General features: G+C 41.1%; 23 protein-coding genes and 5 pseudogenes. 2 read left to right on the top strand and 26 right to left on the bottom strand.

Annotated elements, in window-relative coordinates; translation table 11 throughout:
• Nucleotides 1–41: 41 nt before the first annotated feature.
• The 6 genes from RCG23_RS21015 to RCG23_RS20995 form a co-directional block, all read right to left on the bottom strand.
• Nucleotides 42–746, bottom strand: coding sequence for an anthrax toxin lethal factor-related metalloendopeptidase (locus RCG23_RS21015; protein WP_308177230.1), 705 nt, complete (start codon nt 744–746; stop codon nt 42–44).
• Nucleotides 747–887: 141 nt separating this feature from the next.
• Nucleotides 888–1,466, bottom strand: coding sequence for a TerD family protein (locus RCG23_RS21010; RefSeq protein WP_308177229.1), 579 nt, complete (start codon nt 1,464–1,466; stop codon nt 888–890).
• A 58-nt stretch (nt 1,467–1,524) separates the two neighbouring features.
• The gene (locus tag RCG23_RS21005) at nt 1,525–2,133 is read right to left on the bottom strand and encodes a TerD family protein (protein WP_308177228.1); all 609 of its coding nucleotides are present in this window, start codon (nt 2,131–2,133) and stop codon (nt 1,525–1,527) included.
• A gap of 53 nt (nt 2,134–2,186) precedes the next feature.
• Nucleotides 2,187–3,287: a toxic anion resistance protein gene (locus tag RCG23_RS21000; protein WP_308177227.1), complete on the bottom strand. Its 1,101-nt coding sequence runs from the start codon at nt 3,285–3,287 to the stop codon at nt 2,187–2,189.
• A 4-nt stretch (nt 3,288–3,291) separates the two neighbouring features.
• Entirely contained in the window at nt 3,292–3,753 is a 462-nt protein-coding gene (locus RCG23_RS26070) for a YceG family protein (RefSeq protein ID WP_374049774.1), read from the bottom strand.
• Nucleotides 3,672–4,928, bottom strand: a complete 1,257-nt coding sequence (locus RCG23_RS20995) for a YceG family protein (protein WP_374049773.1) — start codon at nt 4,926–4,928, stop codon at nt 3,672–3,674. Before RCG23_RS20995 ends, RCG23_RS26070 begins: the two co-directional genes overlap by 82 nt.
• A 194-nt stretch (nt 4,929–5,122) precedes the next feature.
• Between RCG23_RS20995 and RCG23_RS20990 the strand changes: the two genes are divergently transcribed.
• The gene (locus RCG23_RS20990; RefSeq protein WP_308177226.1) at nt 5,123–5,368 is read left to right on the top strand and encodes a hypothetical protein; all 246 of its coding nucleotides are present in this window, start codon (nt 5,123–5,125) and stop codon (nt 5,366–5,368) included.
• On the opposite strand, the gene RCG23_RS20985 is transcribed toward RCG23_RS20990, so the two are convergent.
• From RCG23_RS20985 to RCG23_RS20900, 18 genes and pseudogenes are all read right to left on the bottom strand, one after another.
• Entirely contained in the window at nt 5,365–5,871 is a 507-nt protein-coding gene (locus RCG23_RS20985) for a hypothetical protein (RefSeq protein WP_308177225.1), read from the bottom strand. The genes RCG23_RS20990 and RCG23_RS20985 overlap by 4 nt on opposite strands.
• Nucleotides 5,843–6,163 carry an HAD family hydrolase gene (locus tag RCG23_RS20980; RefSeq protein WP_308177224.1) on the bottom strand — a complete coding sequence of 107 codons (321 nt, stop codon included), beginning with the start codon at nt 6,161–6,163 and terminating at the stop codon, nt 5,843–5,845. Before RCG23_RS20980 ends, RCG23_RS20985 begins: the two co-directional genes overlap by 29 nt.
• Nucleotides 6,160–7,272, bottom strand: a complete 1,113-nt coding sequence (locus RCG23_RS20975; RefSeq protein WP_374049863.1) for a cysteine protease StiP family protein — start codon at nt 7,270–7,272, stop codon at nt 6,160–6,162. The genes RCG23_RS20980 and RCG23_RS20975 overlap by 4 nt, the downstream gene beginning before the upstream one ends.
• A 78-nt stretch (nt 7,273–7,350) precedes the next feature.
• Nucleotides 7,351–8,112 carry a phosphoribosyltransferase domain-containing protein gene (locus RCG23_RS20970; protein ID WP_308180128.1) on the bottom strand — a complete coding sequence of 254 codons (762 nt, stop codon included), beginning with the start codon at nt 8,110–8,112 and terminating at the stop codon, nt 7,351–7,353.
• Nucleotides 8,078–8,650 carry a phosphoribosyltransferase domain-containing protein gene (locus RCG23_RS20965; protein ID WP_308177223.1) on the bottom strand — a complete coding sequence of 191 codons (573 nt, stop codon included), beginning with the start codon at nt 8,648–8,650 and terminating at the stop codon, nt 8,078–8,080. Before RCG23_RS20965 ends, RCG23_RS20970 begins: the two co-directional genes overlap by 35 nt.
• Nucleotides 8,601–9,788, bottom strand: a complete 1,188-nt coding sequence (locus RCG23_RS20960; protein WP_308177222.1) for an HpcH/HpaI aldolase/citrate lyase family protein — start codon at nt 9,786–9,788, stop codon at nt 8,601–8,603. The genes RCG23_RS20965 and RCG23_RS20960 overlap by 50 nt, the downstream gene beginning before the upstream one ends.
• A gap of 81 nt (nt 9,789–9,869) precedes the next feature.
• Nucleotides 9,870–10,643 (bottom strand): TerC family protein, encoded by a 774-nt coding sequence (locus RCG23_RS20955; protein ID WP_308177221.1) that lies wholly within the window; start codon nt 10,641–10,643, stop codon nt 9,870–9,872.
• Between the two features lie 141 nt (nt 10,644–10,784).
• On the bottom strand, nt 10,785–11,366 hold the full coding sequence (locus RCG23_RS20950) for a TerD family protein (RefSeq protein WP_308177220.1): 582 nt from the start codon (nt 11,364–11,366) through the stop codon (nt 10,785–10,787).
• A 113-nt stretch (nt 11,367–11,479) separates the two neighbouring features.
• Nucleotides 11,480–12,060 (bottom strand): annotated as a pseudogene (locus RCG23_RS20945) (YpjP family protein).
• Nucleotides 12,061–12,334: 274 nt separating this feature from the next.
• Nucleotides 12,335–13,109, bottom strand: a pseudogene (locus tag RCG23_RS20940) (class I SAM-dependent methyltransferase).
• A 67-nt stretch (nt 13,110–13,176) separates the two neighbouring features.
• The gene (locus tag RCG23_RS20935; RefSeq protein WP_308177219.1) at nt 13,177–13,611 is read right to left on the bottom strand and encodes a BrxA/BrxB family bacilliredoxin; all 435 of its coding nucleotides are present in this window, start codon (nt 13,609–13,611) and stop codon (nt 13,177–13,179) included.
• Between the two features lie 108 nt (nt 13,612–13,719).
• A complete protein-coding gene (locus tag RCG23_RS20930; RefSeq protein ID WP_308177218.1) occupies nt 13,720–14,850 on the bottom strand; it encodes a conserved virulence factor C family protein in 1,131 nt (376 codons plus the stop codon).
• A 51-nt stretch (nt 14,851–14,901) separates the two neighbouring features.
• Nucleotides 14,902–16,785: an ABC-F family ATP-binding cassette domain-containing protein gene (locus RCG23_RS20925; protein ID WP_308177217.1), complete on the bottom strand. Its 1,884-nt coding sequence runs from the start codon at nt 16,783–16,785 to the stop codon at nt 14,902–14,904.
• Nucleotides 16,782–17,429, bottom strand: coding sequence for an HD domain-containing protein (locus tag RCG23_RS20920; protein WP_308177216.1), 648 nt, complete (start codon nt 17,427–17,429; stop codon nt 16,782–16,784). The genes RCG23_RS20925 and RCG23_RS20920 overlap by 4 nt, the downstream gene beginning before the upstream one ends.
• Before the next feature lie 339 nt (nt 17,430–17,768).
• Nucleotides 17,769–18,617, bottom strand: coding sequence for a DegV family protein (locus tag RCG23_RS20915; RefSeq protein ID WP_308177215.1), 849 nt, complete (start codon nt 18,615–18,617; stop codon nt 17,769–17,771).
• 165 nt (nt 18,618–18,782) lie between these two features.
• Complete coding sequence (locus tag RCG23_RS20910; RefSeq protein ID WP_308177214.1) at nt 18,783–19,259, bottom strand: glutathione peroxidase; 477 nt, start codon at nt 19,257–19,259, stop codon at nt 18,783–18,785.
• Nucleotides 19,246–19,803 carry a hypothetical protein gene (locus tag RCG23_RS20905; protein WP_308177213.1) on the bottom strand — a complete coding sequence of 186 codons (558 nt, stop codon included), beginning with the start codon at nt 19,801–19,803 and terminating at the stop codon, nt 19,246–19,248. Before RCG23_RS20905 ends, RCG23_RS20910 begins: the two co-directional genes overlap by 14 nt.
• A gap of 19 nt (nt 19,804–19,822) precedes the next feature.
• Nucleotides 19,823–21,510: pseudogene (locus tag RCG23_RS20900) on the bottom strand (formate--tetrahydrofolate ligase).
• Between the two features lie 170 nt (nt 21,511–21,680).
• Here RCG23_RS20900 and metA point away from each other — a divergent pair.
• On the top strand, nt 21,681–22,568 hold the full coding sequence (gene metA / locus RCG23_RS20895) for a homoserine O-succinyltransferase (RefSeq protein WP_308177212.1): 888 nt from the start codon (nt 21,681–21,683) through the stop codon (nt 22,566–22,568).
• Nucleotides 22,569–22,656: 88 nt separating this feature from the next.
• Here the strand turns inward: metA and RCG23_RS20890 are convergent.
• A pseudogene (locus RCG23_RS20890) lies at nt 22,657–23,348 on the bottom strand (AIM24 family protein).
• A gap of 15 nt (nt 23,349–23,363) precedes the next feature.
• Nucleotides 23,364–24,043, bottom strand: a pseudogene (locus tag RCG23_RS20885) (class I SAM-dependent methyltransferase).
• Between the last annotated feature and the right edge of the window lie 5 nt (nt 24,044–24,048).

Here is a 24,048-nt window from a genome sequence, read left to right as displayed (position 1 = left end):
TCTCTCATTTTAACAATAATGAGCTACTATGCCAAAGATATTTAACTTAATCGGCTAATCAATTTATAAGTCAAGGGAGCCTTTTCTTTTAAAACATTTCTGGATACCTGATCGTAATAAAACATGGCAAAGGTTTCTGCAAAGTATTCTTCTGGATAATTGATAAAATAACTGTTGCCCGGAAAAAGGCTCTCACTCTCTCTTTTCCAAACCGCTTGAAAATGGTGGTCATAACGAATGTCATGGTATACAAGGCGATCAATGGAATGGGCAAGTTCATGCAATTCAAGATTAATAGAACCATGGCCTTTCCCTTTGTCACTGCTGCCGATTTTTACAAGGACCGTTCTTGAACCGCCCATCCCTGGCACGTCATCCCATGTTGTTGTGGTGTGGTAGCCTCTGGGGATTTCTCCCTTCAAATAGCTCGCTGTAGGATTGTCTGTCAGTTTCCCATTAAATAGCTTAACGTAAATGCCTTTTTCGTTTATTTTCTGCAATAATGAAACCGGCAGTGAATCCAGTCTCCCAACGATATTCTCTGTTTCCTTCTGGTTGAAATTTTCATAGGGCAAAATAATGATGTTTTTTAAATAGTTGAGACCTTTTTCATTTCTCGCTTTTTGGTAAAGCACAGAGTTGTACGGGAAGTCTGCCAGTTTAATCCCATCAAGGGAGGCATGAGAAGTTGTAATAGAAGAAAGGAAAATTCCTATTAATACAAAGGTGCTTAGCCATTTACGCATTGTCATTTCCCCAAAATTCATAGTAATATACTAGAATTATAGCATGGGGAATTGATTTTTAAGTTGGTATTAACAGGGAAAAGCCTAAAGATAATCCTCCCAAAAAAATAAGAAGCTGCCCTGGGGCAGCTTCTTCACACATTATACACTTAAACCAAAATTGCGGCAGAGGGCAGCCAATCCGCCGGAGAAGCCACTGCCAACGGCATTGAATTTCCAATCGCCGTTATGGCGGTATAGCTCGCAGATTACTACGGCTGTTTCAACAGAGAAGTCCTCGCCAAGGTCAAAGCGGAGAATTTCACGGCCGTTGTCTTCATCGACGACGCGCGCAAAGGAATTCGCTACCTGCCCAAAATTTTGACTCCGTAATTCAGCATCATGGATGGTGACGGTAATGGCAACGCGATGGATATGGGAGGGAACGCGGCTGAAATCGATTTTGATTTGCTCATCATCGCCGTCGCCTTCTCCAGTCCGGTTATCACCCGTATGCTCGACACTTCCAGATGGATGGATTAAATTATTATAAAAAATGAAGTCCTGATCCTCAATGACTTTTCCATTTGCATCAGTTAAAAAAGCCGAAGCATCCAGGTCAAAGTCATGCCCGCCGTGATAACGGTTCGTATCCCAGCCAAGACCGACAATAACCTTCGTCAGTCCGGGGTTTGTTTTTGTTAAATCGATTCTTTGTCCTTTTGATAAATTGATGCTCATTTTATCACCTCAAAAAACTTTTTTAACAAGTGCGTGAACTGGGAGAAGCCCCATTCGATTAACTAAAAGATTTTACTACTTCACCCAAGCTCGCTGCGTTCGTGCCGTTTCCAACTGCCGCAAATTTCCACTCTGTACCATGTCGGTAAAGCTCACCGGCAACAAGGCAGGTTTTGCCGCTATAATCATCTGTTAAATTATAATGCAGCAATGTTTGCTGGTTTGATGGATTTACAATTCTGATAAACGCATTGCGAATCATCCCGAAGTGCTGCTTACGCTTTACGCTGTCGTAAATATTAACAACAAAAACAAGCTTATGGACATGAGATGGCACTCGTCCTAAATCAACGTGAACCTGTTCGTCATCCCCGTCGCCAGCTCCAGTAAGATTGTCGCCGGAATGCTGAATGCTGCCATCCGCACTTTTTAAATTTCCAAAGTACACAACATCCTTGTTATTTTGGAGCTTATCATTTTCTCCTAGCATAATGACCGAAGCATCGCAATCGACATTTGGCGTACTGCCGCCGCCGAATAAGCCTCCAAATAAACCCCCGCCACTGCTTTGTACAGGGTCCCATCCTAAACCTACCATGATTTTTGTTAATCCTGGATTGCTTTTTGTTAAATCAACTCTTTGGCCTTTTTGTAAATTAATTGCCATTACCTTCACCTCATTATCAAATTAATAGGTTGAAATTATGTGAAAATGAAAGCTTATGCCTTCATTTTTTTAAAATTGTCTTGAAGCTGCTCAAGCCTTTTTGTGCCCTCTACACGCAATCGTTTGTTTTCATCTTCAATTGCTTTTGTTTCCTGCATGCCTTTAATGATGATATTCCATGTTTCCTCGATCGTTTCGATCTTAATGCTAGGAGCGCCAGCTAAACGTGCGATATCCGTGCTTTGCTGTGAAATATTCTGTGCATTACGGACAAGCATTTCATTCGTTCTTCTGTCAAGCTCACTCATGGAATCAGCTACAAGCTTTTGGCGCTTGGCTGCAACAGCCTGGATTAAACCGTTTTTGAAAATAGGAATCGTTGTAACAAAGGCGGAATTGATCTTACCAATCAGCTTCGTATTTCCCCGCTGAAGAAGGCGAATTTGAGGAGCTGTCTGCAGGGAAACCATTTTCGCCATTTCTAGGTCATATACTCTTTGCTCCAACAGCTCAATCGCATTGCGCAGTGTATCTGCCTGCATGGAAGCCAGCTGGTCTCCTCCTGCCGCACGTGCTTCCAGCTGAGGAAGCTGGTGGTTTTTCAGTTCTTCAGCCTTCATTTCTCCTGCGACAACGTATTTTTCAAGTGTTAAGTAATATTGATAGTTTTGATCATACATTTGCTCAAGCATATGGGTGGCATCTGTCATTTCATGCTGGTATTTTGAAATTTCCACATACACCTTGTCGATCTCACTGCCCATTGTCTGGTATTTGCCAAACAGCTTCTCGACTACTTTTTCACCCTTTTTAAAAAGCTTTGAGAAAATCCCTCCAGATGTTTGCTGGAAATCCTTTGCGTCAAACTTGTCCATGATCCGTCCAAGCTGCTTTAGAAGTTCGCCCGAGTCCTCTACCTTTGTCGTTCTCATATTATGAAGAATCTGGTCAGAGAAACGGGAAATCTGGACAGCCGGCTCTTTTCCAAATTCCAGGATTTGAATTTGATCGCGCTCATCAATGGACTTTACAAGGTTTTGGACCTCTGGCTCTTTTCGAAGCGCAAGCTTGATGTCTGAAACCCTATTTTCTGTCAGCAGTTCTTCTGGTTTCGACTCCATAAGGTTTGCGGACGTGTTAGGTGTTTGATTCATGTCTTCAATCTCCCCTTAAATTTTTTAAAAATCCAGAGAACAATCCTTTTTTAATTAGTGAGGGTTCTTTGAATTCCTGATCGAAAACTACCTCCTCGAGCCAGTGGGTATCGAATAGAGCTTCAGTGAGAAAAGCTTCAATATCATTATGGCCGGAAGGATTATAAAGAATAATATCAATGCCAAATTGATTCAGCAGCAGAAGAAGGGCGGCATCCGAACGGCTGATGGAGCCTGTTTGCTCATTGTTATAGAGAATCAGCTTTGGCACCAGTTGGGAATAATCAAATTTCTCCAGCAGCTGGATGATTGTTTTGGGCGTCTGCATTGCCTGGCTGAACAAGTAGATTTTCAGTTCTTCAGCGCTTTCTTTTAAAATCGGCTTTAATGCCTGCTTATCACATATCCTGCGAATTGCATTTGCAATTCCTTTTTGCAGGCTGAAGGAAGATGTCCATACTTCCAATAATGTGCTTCCATCATTTTATCCGGGCTGAGCAATCCATCCCTGTCAAGAGCATTACGGTAATGGAACCGAAAATCATTAGAGGTAGTAGTTGTAAAAGGGAAATAACGGATTATGAGGGTGTTTTCCATTTGTTCAAGCGCATGAATCCGATCCCAATATTCTTTACGATTCTTGCTTACTCCCTGAATCTTTGCAAAAAGCGCGGGAATTTTCACCATTCCATCCTTCACCTCAAAATCGGGACGGATCATCGCCGGCTCCTTTGCCAGGATAAATAATTCATCATAAGTTGTTTTAAGTGTTAGTGACGATGGTGTGTATTCGCGAAGCTGCCATGGTTTATATAATCCCGAGCCTTCCTGATTCAGGATTGATTCAATTTCTCTTGATGCCCGGAAAGCCACCGTAGTTTTTCTGCTTCTTTTTTCTTTTGGAAAAGGCTCTGCAACCTTCGTTTCAGGGAATTGATGGACAAAAGCCGGCTCATCTAAAAGCCCCATTAGAATATCCTTGCCTTCAGGATGAAAAATTGCGACATCACAGCCAAGATTTGTTAGAAAATAAACAAAGTATTGGTGGCTTTTTTTAAAATCACCATACCATAAAAATTTGGGCATTTCCCTTTTGGGATCTGCATTTTCGATTAATGGGGCCAGATGGTTTATTGACCATTTTACTAAATCGACCAGCACCCGCCTCAGCTCACTATTTTTTAGCCCGTTTTGTTCTTTCTGGGAAAACAGTTCGAGTGAAGCTATCCATGCCTCTCTAATTTTCCGGTGAAGGACAGGATCGCCTGATTTAACAATGAGCTGTTCTCCATCCAAAAAAGCGGTAAAACGGTTAATGGAAAGCTTCTGTTCCTGATGGATATTCAGCACCTTTTGGACGGACTGAAAGTGCTGGTTATCAATCGTTTTATCGAGTGAATCCTCACTTAATAAATGGAGATTCAGCTCGGGAGAATGTACATAATCAAAAAGCTGGTTATAATACTCATCCTCATCCAGCGGTATGCCAAAAATTTTTGCCAATACCTGCCCGATATGAATGGTACCGTTTTCCAATGAAAACTCCGGGCGGTCCGGGAGCGGTTTTTTTAAAAGAACGGTCCAATTTTCATATGAAAGGGATAAAGTATGGACTTGCAAATGATTAAATGATGGATACATTTATAATCCCTTCCCTTAATGAGCGAAAGATTTGTTTAGAAAATTATGTAAGGTTTCCTCACCATCATAACATAGTTGAATAACAGGTTCATTTTTTTAAGTAAACTTGTTAAAAATTGTTACTCTTATGTGTGCTCACCTTTTTTCGCTTGCCAGCATATAGTTGAGTACTCACGTATAAGAAGGTGAAACGAATGAGGTTTCTATTCAAACGTCCAAAAATGGAAGAGATATCCGAGGAGCTTGAATCGGTGTTAAATGTAATGCAATCAGGATTATTTGTATATATAGATTTAATCGTTTACAGTCTGATCTTTTCATTCCTTCTTTTACCGATTCTTCACTCGTTAAAATCAGACGTGCTCTTTTTTGTCTGTATTTATATTTTCTTCAGCAGTCTCTATTACTTTGTTTTTTACAGGCCTAAGAAGAGCCTTTAAACCTCCTGCGGCACCAGTGAAATAAACTTCCGAACAATTTCTTCCCCGGCTAAAACACCTTTATTTATAGTAAGCGTAAAGTCATTAATCGATGGCTCAGCCACAAGCTCTCCATGCGCAGGAACAAATCGGTGGCGGCAATGCTGCAGGAAATCCCAGTCCAGGACTGCATCCCCGGCACCTGCTGCCGCTTCCTTTCCTTCCCTGCCGCAGATATACTCGATGGCGGCACCCTTACTGATTGCCTTTGGAATAAAATAAAGCTTTCGTCCCTGCTGGGAAACTCGCCAGCCATATTCTGAAACTGCCTCTCCCAATAATAGCTTTTCATTTAAGGAAATAGGTTTTTCTAAAATATAATAGAAAAATAGGTTTTCAGCCTGTTTGATTACACCATTAAATATGTATCCCTCTTTTTGAAAAAGGCCAGCAATTCTTCTTGCACGCAGGTTTCTGCTTTCTTTTGCCTTGAAATCAGGTGGACCACTCCGGCAGCAGCTCACCCTTATACAAGATATTTGCACCATTTGACGTAATCGCATAGGTAATCGGGAGTTCATTCCGGAAAATGAAAATTCTCCTGAACTGTTCAGTCGTCCTTGTTGTTACTGGAACAAACATGGCATTCAGGCAAAGCTGTTCTAATTTATAATAGGCATTTGCTGTCATATAGGAGAGCCATTTTCCGTCTCTCTCCTCGACTGGCTTTAAATTTGTTCTTTGCGGGTGTCCGAGTTCGGCAAGTGCCCTCTCAGAAAAAATGAGCGTACGGTCTAGATCGGATGCGAAAATCATTCTTGTGATTCCTGTACGGTTTTAATCAGGCCGCAGCATAAATAGTTCATATCTGGGAATGGCACAACTTCCACTCCTTTTTCCTCAGCCAGCATAAGGATATGCTTTACATATGGGCTGGATGGGTCACGCATCAGGATTTTCCATGGAACCCGGCGCAGCAGCACACGTGTGGTCTCTCCAACACCCGGCTTGATAAAATGGGTGCTGGCTATATTAAATTGTGTTTGAATATTTTCTACATCGGCCATTCCCAAAAATCCTGTTTCGATTGTGGCTAATTGTTTTTTTGCGACTATTTCGGCGGCTTCTTCAAAAATAGCTGTAAACTCACTGTCTATTAATTCAATATAGTCATTTGACACATCCTGCTCCGCCAGTTCACGATAAAATTTTGCACCGTGAAAATCATTTACCCCTATATACAAATCATTTAGAACTGTCCTGCTTACAAGTCCTGATACGGTTGAATTTAAACACGCGCTCGGAATCAGGAAATCCTCTCTCGTTCCAAACAACGTTGTACAATAGCCAGGATCTGCAATTACAGCAAGCTTATCATCAAGCCTAATAGCATACTTTTTTTCAAATTCTTCACAGGCTTTTGTAAGTTCAATTGAGATTGCTCCTTTTCCTGTCCAACCATCAACGAATTGAATCACAGAGTCTGGGTGATTGCTAAGAATAAACTTGATGGCATTTTCATCGATACCCCTATCCCTGATGATTGAGATGCTGTAATGCGGGAGCGAGACATGATATCGTTTTTCAATATACCTTTTTATTAATATCCCTACCGGTGTACCTGCTCGTGCCAGAGAAACCAGGACTGTCTTACTTCCTTTTTCAATATAGATTTGTTCTGAAACCACTCCGATGCAAAGTGCAACCTTACGTTTGTATTCGTGCAGCTTCTCCATGAATAGATCCACGTATTTTTTTGGCGGCTGATATTCGATAGGAAGGGTTTCACTGTAATGCTGCCCAGCCTGGACTTTTTTTTCCCTATTGTCTGTTGTATCCTCCAAATCAGCTCCGCTTAAATCTTTAAGGAGAAAGACAACATCGCTATCTTTATAAGATCCCATTTTTGCAGGCTGACTAACTATTTTATTCACTACTTCCACCTCTTTGCCTAGTAAAAGAAACAATTTTTATTGAACCAGCATACGTTTTTTCAAGTTCGCTTAATAGTGGCCGAGTTCTGCTGGTGAGGGCTCCCGCTCAAAAAATACAAATAATTCATCATAATAGCCAGGTTCGATATTATAAACGAACTGCCGTACTTCGCTATCCTCCGGGTTTGGAAAAGATAATCCAAACCTTGCTCCATATCCCGGTTCATTTTTAATATAAATAGGGCTTCTGGTTGTAGATTGATAGAAAATTCCTGGCCCCATTTCTGATGCTATTTTCATAGGTATATACATAAACTCCCCTGTGCCGATGCAAAGCGTCCTTGTTCCGTTCCGTTTTCCCAAAAGATAATCTGCAGCTTTTCTTGTCTTTATATCGATTTCCGCTTTGCTCCTGTCTTCAATGGCGAACCTGCCTGTTTCTTTAATAAAAGGAGTATGATTAATCCTGCCATCAAGTGATTGAGTGGATTCATTCAGCTCAGTAAAGAAGGGCGGCAGCTTTAAATATTCCACTCTCGGCTTAACAGGCTTCTGTTCTTGCTCTAGGTGATAATTTTCATCTAGTTCTTTTACTTTTTTCACATTAACTTCGCCTGAGATTAGGCTTACTACGTTAATTTTAATCTCCAGTTCTTTTTGTGCCTGGATAAATCCTTCTCGGTCTTCATCAGAGCGCCAATCTAATATAGTGACAACTGAATACTCACTTCTTGGAAATTGAGCCTGAATGGAGCGAATGATATTTAAAGCCGTTTTTCCAGTTGTCAGCTCGTCATCAACCAGAATGATTTCTCTTTGGTTTTGAAGCATTTCCAAAGGTATATAACAGCGGTGTGACGTAGCGTGGGAGTGTTCCTCTTCGAATGTAATGCGCAGGAGCACGATTTATAAGGTCTTCCCTAGTGGTATGAAAATAATCGCCGTTCTGGAAACAATCGAAAAAAGCATGTCCAAGAGCTGTGGCTGTTTCGGCAAAGCCGATAATTATTGGATTTAAGGAACCATCAATAAAACGGGTTGAGGAAAATTCTGGACTTCCAAAAAGGAAGGTAGATTTCAAATTAGAAATAATTTCTGGTGCCACACCATTTACGAGTTCATAATACCTCGCTGCCAGGAGTGCCGAAGTTAATAGCCCTTTATTCGGATCAATCGGAAGGTGTTTACCGAGCAGCTTGCTGACAAACAAAAACGAGCGTTTTTTGTTTATTCTTGCAGCCATTGTAAATAGCTCCTCAATGGGAAGAGCGTATGGATTTTGCCTAACCTCCACTTCTGCCCGGAGCGAATTTAAAATATTAAACGTAAACTTTTGCTCTGAGAAGGTCGATGTTTGTGTGTTCTTCATGCAGCACCCCGTAAACTTTAGATTTCAGCAAGATTTTCTCTGCCCAATATGTATGGGGCTTTATCTCATTCATTTTGTTGGAAAACTGACTTTTTACTGCACCGTATTCTTCCGCAGCAGCATTGATAATAGTATTCGCATCCATATATTCCTCATATGAGACTACATTCATAGCCTGAACGGCTTTAATATGGGTAGGATGAATAATTGTTTTTCCCGTCAGGCCGTTGGAAATATCCATTAACACTTCCTTTAGGAGTCCATCCAAATTCTGGCCGATTAGTTCCGTTCTCCACTTTAGCCCTTCTCGGCCGTAACGTTCACGGAAAGGCGTCTGCCTGAGCTGTGGCTTCAGGATTCTTTCCTTTGCTGAAAAGTACTCCCATACTGGCCCTGAAATGACATATGGGCTGTCTGCTCTTAGGAAAACATTAATAATATCTGCAATACAATCTCTTAATACAGCAATATCATATACTGTCATATCTGCACTGCGCCGGATGCCATATAGCCCGCTGAAATCAGTCGCGCCAATCCGAACATTCAAAATATTATCCCGATATTCATCCAGCAGCCCCTTAATATCCATTAATTCCTTCATCCTCGTTTCTTTGCGGATGACTTTCTTTGTTTCGAGGATGGGCATTGCATAAAAGGGATGGCTTACAGTATGGACTTTTTTAACTTCTTCCAAAAGTGCTTTACCCTGGGACGCTTCAAATTTGGGCAATACAAGGCCTGTAAGAAGCTGCATCGATTCTCCCGCTTGCTCCTGAATTCTTTTAAACTGCTCCAGATTACGTACACGAATAAACAGCAGAGGTATCTGGTCAATTGTCAGATTGCCGTTTTTAAGAGCTCCAAAAAGCTTAAACAATTCAACAAGAAGGTTGTCTTCAGCAACATGAATTTCACTATCGCCAATTGCATCCTCAAGGTCTATCACGAGCGACGTTAGGCCCTCATGTTTATTTGACATTATGCTAACGCAAATATCCGTGCGGGTGGCGGGCATATATAATGTTGCGCCAAGTGCATACGCAAGCAGCTCCCGATTTGTGAATTTATTAAAATCCAAAGGTGTTTGGTAAAAAAGTTGACTCATGTCTTTTTCATAAAAATACGAAAAAAATCTCATTGGAATACACCTCTCAATAGGTAAAAAAGAAGGGAGCCAGGCATTAGCCAGTTCCCTTCATCCCCTTACTATTCACATAAATTAGTTGCTTTGCTTACCAGCTTCTTTTTTCTTGTTCATAAAGTGGATTACAAAGGTTAATCCGAAAGTGATAAGAAGCAAAATGAAGAAGTATGCATTTTCGATTTCAATGTGGAATACACCAAGGAACATCTTCACAGCAATGATTAATATTAAAACATATGCCGTCGTTTCAAGTTCTGGTACCCGGTCAATCAGTTTAAGGAACACTCCCGCCACTCCACGCATCATTAGGACACCCAACATTCCTCCAATAAGGAGGACCCAAACCTGCTGGCTGACACCAAAGGCAGCAAGTACACTATCAACAGAGAAAGCAATATCCATCATTTCAACGGCAGCGACTGTGCCCCAGAAAACTCCGAACATGCGGATCAGCAGGCTTCCCTGGTTCATACCTTCTGATTCTTCTCCTTCTTCCGATGAAGCTTTGCTCTTTTCGATAAAGTACTTAATCGACAGCCATGCCAGGTATGCGGCACCAATGATTTTAATCCACCAAAGCTTGATTAAGAATACTCCAAGTCCAATTGCAACAAAACGGAAAGCATATGCGCCAAGCAAACCGTAGAACAAGGCTTTCTTCCGCTTCTCTACTGGCAAATGCCTTACCATAACTGCCAGTACAAGGGCATTATCCGCTGACAAGAGCCCTTCGAGTATTACCAATGTACCAATTAATCCCCAGCTTACAGGGCTTGTCAATACTTTTGCCCACATGTCTAAATCAAAAAACTGTGAGTAAGTATGTAAAATTCCTTCCAAAATTGCCATTTAAAGCTTTCCTCCCAAATTCACTTCACAAATTTTCCCGGCATATTCTATGGCTGTTATCAACTGTTTCTTAAGAATGCTCGGAAAGTATTTTTTATAATAAAGACCCGGCAGAGCGCCGAGTCTCCCTACATTCCATTATTAGCCTACCTGCAGGCCGAAGTCCGTTGCCAATGCAGCCAAACCGCCCTGGTAGCCGCTGCCAATTGCGCTGAATTTCCATTCTCCATTGTGTCGGTATAACTCGCCAACGACAAGCGCTGTTTCAATTGAGAAATCCTCACCAAGGTCATAGCGGATAAGCTCTTCACCGGTTTCTTCATTGAAAATGCGGGCATAAGCGTTAGAAACTTGTCCAAAGTTTTGGTTTCTGCTTTCTGCTTCATGGATTGTAATCGTGAAAGCAATACGCTGGACATTTGCTGGAACAGATCCAAGGTCAATTTTCACTTGCTCGTCGTCTCCATCTCCTGCACCAGTCCGATTATCTCCTGTATGCTCAACAGAATTGTTGCCACCCTTTGGATTGTTGTAGAACACAAAATCACTTTCATTTGTAACTTTCCCATTTTCACCTAATAGAAAAACAGATGAATCAAGGTCAAAGTCATTGCCGCCGTCATATTTATTTGTATCCCAACCAAGTCCGACGACTGCTTTTTTTAGTCCTGGATTGTTTTTTGTTAAGTCCACTTTTTGTCCTTTAGATAAACTAACTGCCATTTTTTCTTACCTCCATTTAGGTTATAGACTATTTACGAGCATATGCCTAAAAAGTTTCACAATCTCATAATAAAATTTTTCACCTATATTATGCAAATATAAGGAGCTATATCTTAGCTCATCCATTTTGGCGGTGTGTTTTTATCCCAATAAATCGAACCAAGATCATGATGTTTGTGAAAATCATCAATGGCAATGTGATAGTGGAAATTGAACCAGTATCCTGCTTGAGGAGGATTGTCTCTTCTCACATGGAACCTTATGGCATCCTTGCCAGTCAGGCTGTTTTTAATATGAAATATTTTCTCAGACGTGCCGCCAGCCGGGTGCTCGGTAATCGTTAAATTTGCTAAATCCTCTTCCGGATAATGATAAGCTGTTTCTTCAATTGCTTTCTGGATGTTTGGTAAAATAATTTCTCGAAATTCATTTTCAATAACCGGCTTTATCCTCGTACCGAATTTTTGATAAGATTGGCGTCAGCCAGCTTCACCATATCCTCAATAAATTGTTCTCTGTTTATATGATTTTCTTCATAAAAGGAATTAGCTATTCCACTGGTATTGGCTTCAAATGAATCACGGTCTGAAGGCTTATCAGTATAGAACGAATCCATAAGCTGCGACGGCGAAATGAGGCCGAAGGTTAAAACTGAAACCAATATGACAACCGATTTACGAATCCATTTATTCATTGAAAACTCCCCTTTATTTCGGAAGGTAATTAATAAACTTGTACTCTTTTAAGATATTATACTTCTTTTTTCGAAAAAATGGAAAAAAGGGTTTTAAATTTATGTGAAAGGTTAATAGGTTAATTATATAAAAGTTTAACACAAAATACGGGGAGTGGGAAACTATGGAAATAGCAGTGGTGTTTGGATGTTTTCTTTTGATGGCATATTTTATTTACTTATCTGTTGCGGATTAATAAAATGCCTGGAGGAGCTTCTAAGCTTCCCAGGCATTTTATTTTTGAATAAACCCAAAGTGGAATTTGGCACTTTGCCTTTTCTTTACAGTGAAACCGTATTTTTCAAAGCGGTTGCTTTTATAATGGTCCTTTAAAATGACACGTCTTTTCGCAACCCTTATTGCCTGATGAATCATCTCTTCATCCAGGCCTTCCCGAATCGCAAACTGCCCTAGCGTTTTAATTCCATCTGATTCAAGGATGGCCTCATCAAACATCGGATCAAAGTAGACACAGTCAAAGGATTCGTCTGCCAAGTTCTGTAAATATTTATGTGAATCGGAGTAGTTGACCGTTATCCTCCTCATCGCGGCATTTACTGCCGGCAAGCCTGCTTCCCATGAGGATAATCCCTGCCTGATAATATAAGCGAGGTATTTTTGCCCTTCAATCCCGGTTACATTCCCTTCTTCTCCCGTGACAAAGCTTGCCACAATTGAATCCGAGGCAAGTCCAAGCGTACAGTCAAGGAGACTCATGCCCTCACTTAATCCAGAGGCGTCGATAAAAGGGTCATGCTCTCCTTTTAGAAGCCTTTTTATTCTGAACATGGCCGAGTTTGGATGAAAGAAAAATGGCTCCTGCGCACCTGCTTGAAAAATTTCAAGCCTTTCCTTGCCCACTATGATGCAGCCGCTCCCATAATGATCCATCAAGCTAGCCACGGATTGCTTTCTCCTTGGAAAAATAAGGAGTCTCTAGTTCTGCTGCAACCTGTTTAGCTGTATCGATCATCGATTCATTTGTCCTGCCTGCAGTCGTCACAAACATTTACATCACATACCTTAATCCTCAATTTGATACAAAGAAAAAAAAGGAGCCGGTAAAGGCATCCTTATTAACAATTGGCCTCAAATGCGGCCTTAAGGTTTTCCATAATCGCTTCCATTGAATTTCCTTCAATATCGTATCTTGGAATAAAATGGACAACTTCCTTTCCCTTCAAAAGGGCCATAGAAGGTGATGAAGGCTCATATCCTTCAAAATACTCGCGCATTTTAGCCGTTGCCTCTTTATCCTGGCCTGCAAAAACAGTTACAATCTGATCAGGTCTTTTATCACTCTGCATGATCGCCTGGGTTGCTGCCGGACGAGCAAGCCCTGCTGCACAGCCACACACGGAATTGACAACAACAAGCGTTGTACCCTCCGCATTTTCCATAAACTTTTCTACATCTTCAGATGCAGTCAGTTCCTGAAATCCTGCTCTCGTAAGTTCCTCCCGCATCGGCTTGACCATTTGTTTCATATATTCTTCATATGCCATTGACATAGATAAATTCCCCCGTTTCGAGTGTATGCACTGTAAGCATACTATATTTTTTTGCCGGAGTGCAATGAAACAGAATTCTGTTTGGCAATATTGTTCATCCTGTAATGATTAGGATTTTCTTGACTCAGTCATTTGCTTCCAGACAGATCCCTTGGCTTCTTCTCCACCCTCAATCCGTTCAATCGCCATTTTAACCTGAAGGCTAACCTCGAACTCCGGATCGTCTTCAGCAGCTTTTAAAGCTGACAGTGATTTTTCGCTTCCGGCTTCATATAAAAACATGGCCGCCCGCCAGCGTACGAGCTTGCTATCATCTTTCAGTGCAGCCGCCATATTGTCCTCGGCTTCCTCAAAACCCAAATCCGAAAGGCAGTCGCCCGCTGTTCTTCTTACCGTAACTGTTTTATCGGTCAATGCATTATATAAAAGCGGCAAGACGGATTTATCCTTTATCATCCCTAGGTAAACAGTTGCAAGTCGGCGTATGGATGCTTTCTCATCCTGTAATGCCATTGCAAGCAGGTGAAGATCCTCGATTGATGGGTCGTCCATTTGTTCCAGCAACTGATAACGGTGCTTCCAGTCCGGGTTAGCTAAATCTTCTTTTGTTACTTTTATGCGCTGCCGCTTTTGCTTATTTTCTAATGCAGGTTCAAGAGAGCGGGCTGATTCTACCAGTGAATCAAGCCGTTCTGCAGGATAGGAAGCGATTAATTCCTCGGTTACATCATGGCCGATTTGTTCAAATTCGCCATATCTGACTCCGAAATCCTTCCAGGTCCTAAGCAAGATATAATTATCTTCTTCCAGCTGCGCATATTCTCTCGCCTTTAAAAAATAATCCGGCATCCCAAACCGCTTTTCAGTTGATCCATCTGTCAGCTTTACCTGTAATGGTATACCTTTGAACATTTGAACCTGAACCTTAATTTCCCCAAAATGCTCATCTACTGTTCGGTCCCCTTGTTCCGTTTCTAAAACTTCCCCTCCAAATGCCTGTCTGACTTTAGGAAGAAGATCCTTCCAGTCATATTTTGCATTACGTTCAACGGCCAGGAAATCTGCTACATGATAGACACCTTTGATTCCTTCTACCTCAAGAATAGCTTTGACTGCTTCAGGGGCACCTGCTGATGTATCTTTTTTATAATTATGGCTCGTTCCCATAGGCAGCTCTGAATCCAGGGTTATTTTCATGGTATTCGGACTTGGAGTAGGTTCAATCGAAACAATTTTCAATCCAATCACCTCTTCCTTTATATTGTTATAAATAGCATAGGCATAGAAAGGTTATTTTTCTGCCAGTTCTGCAAGGTAAGACCAGCGTTCAATCAGGTATTCGAGCTTTTCATTTAATTCGGTTTCCTCTTTCATAAGCTCCTGACCCTTTGTGAAATCACTGCCTATTTTGGCCATTTGAGCGGCAACTTCCTCAAGGCGCTGTTCGACAGCTTCAATTTCCCCGTCGATTCCTTCCCATTCCTTTGTTTCCTTATAGGTCATTTTTTTCTTATTTTCACGTTCTGGCTGCCTTGGCTGCGGGTTTGAAGCAGCCTTCACCTTTACTGCTGTCTCTTCCGTCACTTTATCAAGGTATTCAGAATAGTTACCGTAGAAGGATTCAATTTTTCCTTCACCCTTTAAAACAAGCAGCTGCTCAGTGACTTTATCAAGAAAATAACGGTCATGCGAAACGGTAATGACAACGCCAGGGAACTCTTCCAGATAGTCCTCAAGTACGGTCAATGTTTGGGTATCCAAATCATTGGTAGGCTCATCCAGTAATAGGACATTGGGAGCTGACATAAGGATCTTTAGTAAATAAAGCCTCCGCTTTTCTCCTCCAGACAGCTTCCTGATCGGTGTGCCATGTGAAAATGACGGAAACAGAAAACGTTCAAGCATTTGTGCTGCGGAAATCGTTTTTCCATCGGAAGTCTCAACCACCTGTGCGGATTCCTTAATATATTCGATCATCCGCTTGCTTTCATCCATATCTTCGCTTTCTTGCGTATAGTAAGCAATTTTTACAGTCTGACCCATTTGGTATTCGCCGTCGTCAAGTGGAAGCCTTTTTGCCAAGATATTTAGGAGGGTGGACTTTCCAGTACCATTTCGACCGATAATACCTATTCTGTCACCTGGTTTAATCAATAAATCGAAATGGCTTAAAATGACTTTTTCCCCATACTTCTTGGATGCGTCCTTAAGTTCGAACACTTGCTTTCCAAGCCTGCTTCCATTTAATGAAATATCAAGCTTCTCTTGAGATTTACTTCCAGCTACCTGCTCCTCCAGTTTGTCAAAACGCTGGATACGTGCTTTTTGCTTAGTAGTACGCGCTTTGGCACCTCTTCTTATCCATTCAAGCTCGCGCCGGAAAAGGTTTTGTCGTTTATCCATTGTTGCAGCTTCGTTTTCTTCACGGATTGCCTTTGCCTCTAAAAATGCAGCATAATTGCCTTTATAGCTATATAGGTTTCCGCCATCCAATTCAAAAACACGATTTGTAACACGATCCAGGAAATAACGATCATGTGTTACGAGCAGCAGTGAGCCACTATATCTGCTTAAATATTCCTCAAGCCACTTGACCGTATCGAAATCAAGATGGTTAGTCGGTTCATCTAATATCAGTAAATCTGGTGCCTCAATTAACACCTGTGCCAGAGCAACACGTTTCTTTTGCCCTCCTGAGAGCTCGCCAATTTTTTTGTCAAACACTTCAATTCCAAGCTTCATTAATATCGTTTTTGCGTTCGTACTTGCATCCCAGGCATTTAAAGAGTCCATTTGTTTTTGGAATTGAAACAGTGATTCCTGTAGCTTCGCGTCCTCTGGTGTGGCATTCAATTCGATTAGAGCCTGTTCATAATCACGTAACAGTTTCAGAATTGGAGAATCACCATGGAATACCTGTTCCAGAACGGTAAGGTTCCCGTCCATTTCAGGGTTTTGATCGAGATAAGCAACCGCATAGTCTTTTGCGGATATAATTGATCCCTCATCAGGCTGATCGATTCCAGCGACTATTTTTAAGAGGGAGGACTTTCCTGTTCCATTAACACCAATCAAACCCACTCGCTCTTTTTCACCTATTGTAAAAGCAATATTCTGGAACAGCTGTTTCTCTCCATATGTCTTTGTTATGTTTTCTGCTGTGAGCATTTTCATGCTTGACCATTCCATTCCTTGTAAAATTGTTCAAGAAACAACTCCATCGTATGATGTCTCTCTTCTGCCATTAATTTTGCAGTTTCTGTATTCATTAAATCTTTAAGCTTCAAGAGTTTTTCATAAAAATGATTAATACTCGTAGATTTACCTTTTCTATATTCTTCAGTTGTCATCTTTTCTCTAAATATTAAACCAGGATCAAAAATCTGCTGTCCTTTTTTACCTCCATAAGCAAAAGCCCTCGCGATGCCGATCGCCCCTATCGCATCAAGCCGGTCTGCATCCTGTACTATTTTGGCCTCTGTCGACTCAAGCTCCATTATTCTTCCGCCTTTAAAAGAAATAGAATCAATAATCGATTTAATATGGTGCTTAATTTCTTCAGCCATATCGACGCTTTTTAAAAATGCGGAAAGCTTTTCATCGCCCTGTTCAGCACTTTCGTTTAATTTTTCGTCGGAAATATCATGCAGCAGTGCTGCCATTTCAATAATAAAGGCATCCCCTTTATTCTCCGTTTTGCATATGTAAAGCGCGTTTCTGCGCACTCGCTCAATATGGAACCAATCATGGCCCGTGGCGTCTTCGCCCAATTCGTTTCTGACGAATTGTTCTGTCATTGTTAATATACTTTTATCCATAAAAAAACACCTGCCTTCCATCCTTGCTATTTTAGCATGAAACAGAAAAAGAAATGAATGATAAGCAAAAGAAAAAAGGCGGAAGCGCCCTGGTTAGCCCCGAAAGGCTTAAGACGAATCACGCAGGAAATCCTGATTTCTGGAGTGATTTGGCTTATGACCCCTAGCTGCTCAAAGCATCACCTAAAGGTCATGCTTTGAGCAAGATATTCAAGGAAGTTATTCAAAGGGGAAAACTGGCTGGGCGCTGAAGCTGGATTGCGCTAGACTTTTTGTGAATTATGCACTTTTAAAATTTATAGTTTCCTAAAAAAGAAAAAAGTGCCGGGCAGGCACTTTTTATTTCATTTCATTAAACCAGCTGATTCCAAGAGTGTTTTCACCGGCATGAACACCAATAGTAGCACCTAATGGACAGCAATAAAACGTTAAATCAGGAAATTCTTCCTGTAAGTCCTTTTCCCAGGCTTTGGCAGCATCAAGGTGAAGGCCATATAAAATATAGGCTTCTTTAAACCGGGATTTTTGATATGAGGAACGGAGAAAATCAATCATTTTCTCTTTTGCTTTCTTTTCGCTTCTCGCTTTTTCCTTAACTTTTAAAGTGCCGTCTTCGATCGATATGATTGGTTTTACATTCAGCATGCTTCCCAAATAAAATTGAACTCCGGACATCCTGCCGCTCCGGTGAAGCTGTTCAAGGCTGCCTACCACGACATATGTCTCATTTGTGTCCCTGATTCTTTCAATTTCTTTCTTTACCTCTTGAATGCTTTTACCTTCTTTACTCAACTCAATCCCCTTTTTTAAAAGGGCTGATAATGGATAGGCAAGAATTTTTGAATCTATCGAAGTAACAGGAATATCAACCAGCTGTGCTGCCTGTTCGCTGGATGAAAATGTCCCGCTCAGTTTAGATGAAAGAAGGAATGAAACAATTTGATCGTATTCCTTTGACAGTTTTTCGTATAATCCTTGAAACGAACCGATGGAAGGCTGTGAGGTCTTAGGAGGATTTTTTAAATGCTTAAGCTTTTCGAATAACTGGACAGCTGTAAGATCTACTCCATCAATGAATTCTTCCTCGTCCATCAGGATGGTTAACGGGATGCTATATAAATCGGGGTTATTCTTCAGTTCATCATCTAAAAAGGCAGTGCTGTCAGTCACCCACGCCGTTTTCCCCATAAAAACTCCCCTTCTCAAAATAAATTGTTAACGTTTTCATTTTCTAAAAATTCTGCTTCTTATAATAATCTAACTTGTTTTTTCTTAAATGTAAATGACAACGATCCATTTGTTATTTTTCTCAAAAAAGAAAAAACAACCCCTGCCTTTTGGCAGGAGCTGCTTCTACAAAAGCTTTTCTATGTCCTTAATGATATCCTTTGGTTTCGTACTCGGGGCATATCGATTTACGACCTTCCCATTGGAATCAACAAGGAATTTAGTAAAATTCCATTTAACCGCCTTACTGCCAAGCAACCCAGGGGCATTTTCGGTCAAATATTCAAAAAGCGGATCTGCTTCAGAGCCGTTGACATCAATTTTTGCAAAAACAGGAAATGTTACCCCATAATTCAGCTCGCAAAAGGACTTAATTTCCTGATCGGTTCCAGGCTCCTGGTTCATAAACTGGTTGCAAGGGAACCCAAGTATTTCGAGTCCTTTCTCTTTATAAGCTTCGTATATTTCCTGGAGCTCTTTATACTGTGGTGTAAATCCGCACTTGCTGGCGACATTTACGATCAGCAGCACCTTCCCTTTGTATTCCTCAAGGGAGACTTCATTCCTATCCACTGTCTTAGCTTGAAACTCATAGACTGTCATTTTTTCCTCCCTGTTTGGCGGACCATTCATCCAATTTGTTTAACGTGTCCATCATGTAATCAATCATGTCAATTAGATCCTTTATTTGATCCTCATAAATCATTCGATCAAAATTAACTGAGATCGTATTGCTGATAAACTCATCATTTTTCAAAGGGTTAAGCTGAATAGATTGGGTAATCTTTCGTTCTGGACCCCAAATCTCTGTAAGGATGTCTTGAATTTCACTGAATAGGTGATGTTTGTTTTTATGCTCAAGATAAAAATAAAGCTGGACCCTGCATCCGGACAGATGACTGGAATCTGTTCCCGGTAGCAGCTCGGATGCAAGATTTTCAAGCTTTGATTCCAACAATAATTTAGCCTGTGTATAATTTTGTTTTTCACCAGCTAAATAGAACAAAAAGTCGAAGCTACGTGAAAGCTTTGCTAAATTTACCGTGTCATTACGGTCGGCAATGACAAGTTCTTCATTCAAATCCTTATCGTATAAGGTTCCTTCAAGCACAACTTTTAAGTTATCAAAGGCTGTTGGATCAAACATTGCTGCAATTCACCTCATTTTAGAACAATCCGATGGCATTTCCGTCTTCATCCACATCCATATTAAGAGCGGCAGGCTTTTTCGGAAGCCCTGGCATTGTCATGACATCTCCTGTTAAAGCTACTATAAAACCTGCTCCAATGGAAGGCTTGAACTCTCTTACTGTAACCGTGAATCCTGAAGGACGCCCTAATTTTGCAGGATCATCAGATAAGGAATATTGAGTTTTTGCCATGCAAACCGGCAGATTAGACCAGCCGAACTTTTCAAAATCGATTAGCTGTTTCCTGGCTTTTGGTGACAAATCAACATCTGTTCCTCCATAAACCTCCTGCACAATTGTCCTGACCTTTTGTTCTATTGAATCGGACAATTCATAGAGAGGATGGAAATTATTTTCCACCTTATCGATTACTTCCAAAAGAAGTTCTGCCAGTTCAACTCCTCCGGCACCGCCTTTTTCCCACACCTCTGTAAGTGAGACAGGGATATTTTCGCTTTCGCACCATTCAAGCAGCGTTTGGACTTCTAAATTCGTGTCGGCAACAAATTTATTTATTGCAACAACAGCTGGCAGTCCAAAGCTTTGAATGGTTTCAATATGCTTTTTAAGATTTGCAAATCCTTTAATTAAGGCATCGAGATTTTCTCTCGCCAGTTCCGTTTTAGGTACACCGCCATGCATTTTCAGTGCCCGGATTGTTGCTACAATGACCACTGCTTCAGGCTTGAATCCCGCACTCCTGGATTTAATATGCAGGAACTTTTCTGCTCCTAAGTCCGCACCGAAGCCGCCCTCAGTAATGACGAAATCAGCCAGCTTGGATGCTGCAGTTGTAGCGATTACACTATTGCAGCCATGAGCGATATTAGCAAATGGTCCGCCGTGAATCAGAGCAGGAGTATGTTCAATCGTTTGGACAAGGTTTGGCTTCACTGCATCCTTTAACAGGAGTGCCAGTGCCCCTTCAGCCCCTAAATCCCCGACTGTTACAGGTTCCTTTTGATAATTGTAGGCAACAACCATCCTGGACAATCTTATTTTTAAATCCTTAAGATCTTCTGCAAGGCATAAGACAGCCATAATTTCAGAAGCAACTGTTATATCAAAACCATCTTCCCTTGGTATTCCCTGAAGGGGTCCGCCAAGTCCGATAATTACTTTTCTTAAAGCACGGTCGTTCAAATCAACAGCGCGCTTCCAAACGATCCGGCGCTGGTCAATCTGCAGCTCATTTCCCTGCTGCAGGTGGTTATCAATTAATGCTGCAAGAGCGTTATTCGCAGTTGTAATGGCGTGAAGGTCACCTGTAAAGTGCAGGTTGATATCTTCCATAGGCAGAACCTGTGAAAATCCTCCACCAGTGGCTCCTCCCTTTATTCCCATGGTTGGCGTAAAGAAGGTTCGCGCATTGCAATCATAGCTTTTTTCCCGATTTTAGTAAAAGCGTCACCTAAACCTACTGTAACAGTCGATTTCCCTTCTCCAGCCGGAGTGGGATTAATTGAAGTTACAAGGATTACTTTTCCGCTTTCTTTTGTTTTTAGTTTCGCCAACGCTTCTGTTGATAGCTTTGCTTTATATTTTCCGTATAGCTCTAGGTCATCTTCTGTTAACCCAAGCTTTTCGGCTATTTCTTTGATGGGCTTCATCGTTGCTTTCTGCGCAATCTCAATGTCGGACATAAATTCAGTTTTCATGTTCATTTCCATCCCCCAATTTCCTTAGCAAAGTTTGGCGTTCCTTTTCAATTGTACCAAATAAGCAACACTCTGAGTCAGACTTGTTTTGTGAATTTTTTGTTCAAAATTTATGTTTCGAAACAATATAATCGTTATAATTATATCAATTCATTTTCTTATAAGGAGATATTCCATTGCCTATAAATATACCAAAGCTACTACCTTCGCGAGAAATCCTGGAAAAGGAAAATATTTTAGTCCTTGATGACGATAAAGTCTTTCAGCAGAATAAAAGGCCAATTAGCATTCTAATCCTTAATCTTATGCCAATAAAAGAAACTGCAGAGACACAGCTTTTAAGATTGCTAGGAAATACACATCACCAGGTCAATATTACTTTTTTGAAAACTGATTCTTATGAATCAAAAAACACAAGCAGGGATCATCTTGATTTGTTCTATAAAACCTTCGCGGATATTAAAAATAATAGGTTTGACGGTATGATTATTACTGGGGCTCCTGTTGAGTTAATGGAGTTTGAGGAAGTCATTTATTGGCCTGAATTGACGGAAATCATGGATTGGGCAAAAAAGAACGTCACTTCCACGCTTCATATATGCTGGGGAGCGCAGGCTGCTCTGTATTATCATTATGGAATCGATAAAGCATTGCTGCCCCAAAAATGCTCTGGTGTGTATCCACACACACTCCTTGATTCACGTGAAAAGCTATTAAGCGGATTTGACGATATGTTTTTCGCGCCACATTCCCGGTATACCGACGTTTCAATCCATGAAATCGAAAGACACCAACAGCTAAAGCTGCTAGCCTCTTCAGAGAAAGCAGGCGCACTCATTATCTCCTCCACAGATGGAAAAAATATTATGATAACTGGGCATTTAGAATATGATGCAGATACACTTGCATGGGAATACGAGCGAGATGTAGAAAAAGGTCTTAACATTCATATCCCTGAAAATTACTTTCCTAAGAATGATCCAAATTTGTCGCCATTAAATATATGGCGTTCTCATGGTTTTCTTTTGTTCTCGAACTGGCTCAATTATTATGTATGTGAATAATAAAGATATATATAAGTAAGCTGTCCTGCATAAAAGGCTGGGACAGCTTTTTGTTTTACAGAACTTAAAACGTTAAATCTGAATCATTTTAGGATTGTTGCTGAAAATAGACTTCCTCAAAAGGCTGCACGACAACAAAGCCTTCACCGCTAAATTTCATTTGTATTGACTCGCCACTGCCTCTTCCTAGGAATGTTTTTAAAGAAATATCTGTCACAAAATCTGGAGTCAGATTGCCCGACCATGCAACAGTAGCATTCGGATCAGTAAAAACCGGATTATTTGGCGTGACTAGCAGTGTTAAAGGCTCATAATGTGAGGTAATTGCTGCCATTCCTGACCCTTCCAATCTAACATTAAACAAACCTCCGGCAAGCAGCCTGCAATTCTTTTCATGATTTTGATATCCCAGTTAATTGATGGTTCAAATGCAAGTAAATCGTTGCCATTCACAAAAATAGAATCACTTTGCAGATTTAGAATCGAGATTTTCTTACCTTGGTCGGCCACATATAGTTTCCCGTTCCCGGTAGCTTTCATTAAAGAGGTTCCCTCGCCTGTCAGTGCTTTTTTAAACATTTTACCTAGACCATGCTCAAAAATACCTTCCCGTTCAAATTTTATATTTCCACGGTAGGAAACCATTGACCCTGCTTTCGCCCAAATCTGACCATCCAAATTTATTTCGAGCATCCTTGCTGTTTCAAGTTCAAATAGGCCTTCCCCTTTGTCCTGCTGCTTCGTTTGTTCTACGAATTCATTAATCGAATATCGGCTCATTTTACTTCTCCCTCTCTAAAGTATCTTAAACATAAAAACCCACATAAAGGACAGCGACTGTCTTAAATCAGTTGGGAGTTTATCAGCCAGGAGTCTATCTACTCCTCGTTTATACACTGGAAGTTCGTCAATTTTTACTAGCCCATTTTCTTCAGCCAGCTTTTCCAATTCCCAGGGCATCATCGTATTACAAATGACCTTTTCCCCATATAGTCTGCGATAACTGTTTACCCTCGGCATGGCGGTAGGGCAAGTATGCCGATACAGGCCACTCCTTCTGGTGTTAAGATTCTTTTTATCTCACCCAACACGGAAAGTGGGCTTTCAGTCCATTCAAGGGAATTTATAGCCATAACAGCATCAAAGCTTTCTTCTGGAGTAGGAATGCTGGAAATATCACTTCTAATGAAAGCGGTTGGCGTGCCTTCTGCTTGTTTTCGGGCTTTTGTAATCATCTCTTCAGAAACATCGATTCCTGTCACCTGAAAGCCTTCCCTGGCCAGCTTACTTGAAGCATATCCATCACCGCATCCCAGATCGCAAATTCTGGAACGAGTGGGTATATTCTTTTTTAAAAAAGGCAGGATTTCCTTTCGGCTCCCTGATTCCCACATCCCACTGCTTTGAGAGTGCCAGCTTTCAGCTCTTTCATTCCACTGCTTCTGCGATTCTTCCGACCAATTAAATGATGTCATCTTCC

This window comes from Neobacillus sp. PS3-34, assembly GCF_030915465.1.
Lineage (GTDB): Bacteria > Bacillota > Bacilli > Bacillales > Cytobacillaceae > Neobacillus_A.
The sequence above is the reverse complement of the archived record's forward strand: the minus strand, read 5'-3'. Positions and strand labels throughout refer to the sequence as shown.